At 45.6% G+C, this 4,729-nt stretch carries 4 protein-coding genes and 1 pseudogene; 1 reads left to right on the plus strand and 4 read right to left on the minus strand.

Going from position 1 to position 4,729, the window contains the following annotated elements; genetic code table 11:
- Nucleotides 1–385: 385 nt before the first annotated feature.
- The 3 genes from H6G48_RS09330 to H6G48_RS09340 form a co-directional block, all read right to left on the minus strand.
- A complete protein-coding gene (locus tag H6G48_RS09330) occupies nt 386–1,504 on the minus strand; it encodes a glycosyltransferase family 4 protein (RefSeq protein WP_190721249.1) in 1,119 nt (372 codons plus the stop codon).
- 81 nt (nt 1,505–1,585) lie between these two features.
- Nucleotides 1,586–2,812, minus strand: a complete 1,227-nt coding sequence (locus H6G48_RS09335) for a glycosyltransferase family 4 protein (protein ID WP_190721251.1) — start codon at nt 2,810–2,812, stop codon at nt 1,586–1,588.
- Between the two features lie 2 nt (nt 2,813–2,814).
- Nucleotides 2,815–3,468 (minus strand): D-glycero-alpha-D-manno-heptose-1,7-bisphosphate 7-phosphatase, encoded by a 654-nt coding sequence (locus H6G48_RS09340; protein ID WP_190721253.1) that lies wholly within the window; start codon nt 3,466–3,468, stop codon nt 2,815–2,817.
- Between the two features lie 603 nt (nt 3,469–4,071).
- Between H6G48_RS09340 and H6G48_RS09345 the strand changes: the two are divergent.
- Nucleotides 4,072–4,404 (plus strand): annotated as a pseudogene (locus H6G48_RS09345) (SIS domain-containing protein); the annotation flags it as partial.
- A gap of 25 nt (nt 4,405–4,429) precedes the next feature.
- Here the strand turns inward: H6G48_RS09345 and H6G48_RS09350 are convergent.
- The coding region (locus H6G48_RS09350; RefSeq protein ID WP_190719961.1) for a transposase at nt 4,430–4,729 on the minus strand (300 nt) is incomplete at its 5' end.

Genomic DNA, 4,729 nt, shown 5'->3' on the forward strand with positions numbered 1-4,729 from the left:
TGGGATAATTTCCCCTCAAAGGGCAGCTCAAAGTTTTCCGGTGGGGTTGAGGGTAACTCGCTTTTACGGTACATTAGCACTAATTAGAGAAGATGCAAGGGTGATGCAAGGGTTTTGAGCGATTCTAGCAGATTTAAGTGCATTTGGGAAGCTCTCAATCAAGCTAAAAGCCCTTTCCTGTAAGGTTTTTACCATTATTCAGCCAACCCCAATTAAACAACACTACAAGGAAGCAAAGGAGCTATGGAAAAATGATTACTGTAGGATTTAAAAAAGGACGATCACTCTTACAGCAAGATTTCTAGGGCCAAAGTGAACCCCGGAACCATATCCTCCCCGCTTAAAATCGCGTGGGCAGGATAATGAGTCGCCAAAAAGCTCTAGACTACAATTTTGGCAATAATCGGTCGTAGGATTGGATCATTCTTTCGTAAGTAAAGCGAGTGGCATTGATAAAACCTTTTTGCCTCAAATCTTCCAGGCGATCGGGAGCGAGAAGATTTTCTGCAATAATAGTAGCGGCGGCCTCGTGTTCGGTGGGATCGAAGTAAACGGCTGCATTATCAGCGATAACAGTCATGGGGAGACGATTGGAGGTAAAGACGGGACAACCACAGGATTGAGCTTCAATAACGGGAACACCGAATCCTTCCTGAAAGGAGGGAAAAATTAAAGCAGTTGCTAGGCAATAAAAGGCGCGGAGATCCTCATCGGAGACGGTTCCTAATTCGATTACTTGTGCGGACAAGTTATTCTGATTAACAAATTCTCGCATATCCGGCAGCAAAGGTTTTCCCATCAGGATCAATCGGCAATTTTCCAGACCGGGGAAAGTGATTAACCTCTTGAATATTTTCAGCAATCCCAATCGATTTTTATACCATTGGCCGCCTCCGACATGAATTAACCAGGGATAATCACGGTTGATATTAAATTTGCCCACCAGAGCTACTGCTGCTTCTTTTGTCATCGGACCGTATCCCTGATTCAAGCAATCCTCAATTACTTCCGTTTGTTCGGGAGCAATTTTAGTTAAACGGAGAACATCGGCACGAGTAGCTTCGGAAGAACAGACAACATATTTAGCCTGTTTTAGTCCTCGCAAAATCATAGCCTGATACTGTTTTCCCGTCCAACTGGTGGGATTTTCAGGAATTTCTACTAGGGCGGAACGAATGGCCAGCATATCGTGACAGATGACAAAATATTTGCGATCTTTTAGATAGGGAGTTAAATAGGATAACGCCTGATCACAAATGCAGACGATATCGGCCCAATCCAGCTGCTGACGTAACTGCACTGGGAAAATAATTAACTTATCAATATACCCCAACCACTTGCCGAGTCCCTGGGGAGAAGGCTTCAGTTGACCGAAAATAGGCTGTGCTTGCACTCGCCGAATTTCGTGTCCTTTTTGTCTGAGTCCTTTCTCCACTAAACCGACAAAACGATTAATACTGATCTGCCGATCGTTGACGTAATTTCCTACTATTAAAACTTTCATGATTAGGCTCCAAAAAATCAATTTTTATGGCGGTAAAACTCTCAAACAGTCTCGAGGGAAATTTCGGGGTTAAGAACAATATTAGTCCCGCAAAATTTCCTCGTACCTTTGTCCCGCTCGCTCCCAGGTGTACTCCGATTCCACCATCGCCCGGCCATTATGGGACAGTTGTTCTCGCACAGAAGGATCATCGAACAACCTAGCGATCGCTGTAACGTACTCAGCAACGCTATTGGCGCGCAACGCCCTAGGAGCAATTCCCTCGGCTGCCACCGTTAAACCCTCTAAACCGCGATCGCTGGCGACAATCGGAATCCCAGCGGCCATGGATTCTAGGGTTTTGGTCTTGATTCCCAATCCCACCCGCAGGGGAACCACACCAACGGTTCCTCGGTGTAAATATTCCACTGTCGAGGGAACAGTCCCCGTCACGCTCACACCGGGATACTTGGCGAGTTCGAGAACTTCCGGTGCCGGGTTTGCCCCCACTAGGGTTAAGGTGGTAGCGGGATATCGCTGTTGAATGACTGGCAAGACTTCTAAAGCAAAAAAACGGGCGGCATCGATATTATGGGTAGAACTCATGGCACCGACAAAGACCAAATTATGACCGCCGGGATCCCGAGGACGATAGGGAAACAGGGCTAAATCCACGCCATTAGGCACGATATCCACCCGTGCATCCGGGAGGATTTTTAACAATTGTTCGCGATCGTAATCGGTAGTAGCCACTAATTGCGAAAACTTGGCACAGTAACGTTTTTCGTACTGATAGAGTAAGGGCAGATAGAGAAAATCCCGCAGCGGATAGGCGGAGGCTCCTCTATCTAAATGATTGCGTGTCCAACCGTACACGGAACTGTGAATATCCACTACTGTTTTGACTCGCTGACGGTATTCCGGCCGGACAAAAATCTCGCTGATACTCTGAGCGCAGAGAATCACATCACATTTTTGCTGCTCGACGTATTCATCTACTCGCTCTTGAATGAGCGGCGAACGATAACTAAGAACACTAGCAGGGGTCATCTGTACTATTCCCTCCAGAAAGCGCCCTGTTTGACCGATTAGTTTTGTCAGTCCCTTGCCTTGAGCGGGAATTTGCCGGGGCGGAAATAAGACAAGATCATCGGTAAAGGTTTTGAGTTCTTCGATCTGAGTTTCCGTGACATTCTCCACCCGACGGGCGAACAGGGTGACATCGTGGTTTTGATGAAGACATTTGATCAGGTTAAAAGTTCTCCCCTCCGTTGCCCCGCGACTAGGTGGATAGGGAAAGTTATTGCAAAAAAGGACTAATATTCTCATAATTATGGTTCGGCAGCGGTTTTTGACAATAATTCTACCGTTTCCTTTAGTTGGCTATATACAGGAATCTGAACTGGGTATTTCTCGATCTCCCCAAGGGTGACTTTTCCTCGCCCTGTTAAGAGCAATACGGGCTGACAACCAGCTTCTAGGGCGCATTCTAGATCACTGGCCGCATCGCCGATAAACAACGAGCCGGCTAAGTCGATTCCGTATTGGTGGGCGGCGGCCAGCAGCAGATAGGGGGAGGGTTTGCGGCACAGACAACCTTCGTCGGGATGGTGCGGGCAGATGGCAAGATCGTGAAAATGCACCCCCAATTGTCGGTATTCCTCGATCATGCGCCCGTGAATCGCCGCTAGATCATCCCAAGTGAAATAGCCCCTAGCGATCCCCGATTGATTGGTAATGATGATCAGCAGATAGCCGGCATCCTGCCACTGTTTTAAGGCAGCCGCTGCCCCGGCGGGAATGCTCACCTGTTCTGGTTTACTCAGGTAGGGGATATAGTCAATAACTACCCCATCTCGATCGAGAAATAAGGCTTTGTTCTTTTTCGCTCTATCTTCGCTTTTCTGGTCAGAATTGCCCGGAGATGGCGGAGATGGGTATTTTAGGTCATCGTCATTGACGGAAATTGCGGGGAAAGGATTCATTATGTTGGACTTTTTCGAGTCGGGGACTAGAATTCTCAGTTCTTCTGTCAGGGACGAGAGCTTGAACCGATGGACAGACAAAATTCGAGGGATTGTCGCGATTTGTGCTAGTTTTCTCGGCTAAATTGCTTCTCTTTACTATCTAGGTGTCAGAGTATAGCAATCAGGGCATATTATACGCCGTCAGGCCTTTGGGCTTTTGATTATATCGGCGGTATTGTCAGGAATTGTTAACATTTTTGTCCAGCCAAACAAAAGGCCAAGACTCGCAAAGGTTGAATCCCCCGCTCAGAAATCCCCCATCCCAGCCAGAATACATCAAAAATTTATTTACAAACAAAACAAATTGTGCTAGAGTTGGCTGCGTTTGTCGTATATTCCGAGAATAACCGGCAAAAGATCACTCTTTTGACTCGATCGCTCTAGGTTTCTCTAGAACTATCATCGGCCTGTTGTTCTTGTCCCGTGATCAATTCTACCATGCTAGGGGTTTTGTACCCAATTAATGGACAGCGATTCTGGTCTTTTGATACTATTCAATGTAATGACAGAATGATTGAGAGTTAAATTTATTCAACTAATAAAAATTGGAAAATCAAACCTATGCGAATGGTGGAAAAATCAAACAAAAAATTGGATAGTTTCCAGAGCGATCCCTCTCTGTCAATTTTAATCAAGACTGAATTGGAAGAAGCTTATAACCTGAAGAAAAAACTACTAACCGAGACAAAATATCTAGAGAAAATCCAAGAGATTTGCCAAGTATGTATCCATGCTTATCGCAACAACCACAAAGTATTAGTCGCAGGTAATGGAGGCAGTGCCGCCGATGCTATCCATTTTGGCGGTGAGCTACACGGCCGATTTCTGAAAGAAAGACAGTCTTTGCCAGTTCGCGTCCTCAATAGCGATATCGCCAGTTTAACAGCGATCGCGGCTCTTCGTTACTCTTTATGCTAAATCAACATACAAGATGCCAAGACAACATACTTCTAACCCAAAAATTCCGAAAGTTTCTAAAGCCATAGGCTCTCCGTTTTATTAGTTTAAGTTTATTGTTGATTCCCTCGACCATCCCATTCGTTGTCCTTCGCTCGAAATAACTAATTATTTCTCCAAACCAGTTTCGGATTGTTTGACAACTCTTAGTAAAAACACTGGAGGATTTTGCCAACCATTCCGAGATGGATAGCATTCCCTCTGTCGGATTCTCTGAGGTTTCATAAATCTTTCTAAATTCTTCCTTTAATTCCTGCATCTT

Origin of the sequence: Microcystis flos-aquae FACHB-1344, from assembly GCF_014698375.1 — a bacterium.
Taxonomy (GTDB): domain Bacteria; phylum Cyanobacteriota; class Cyanobacteriia; order Cyanobacteriales; family Microcystaceae; genus Microcystis; species Microcystis aeruginosa.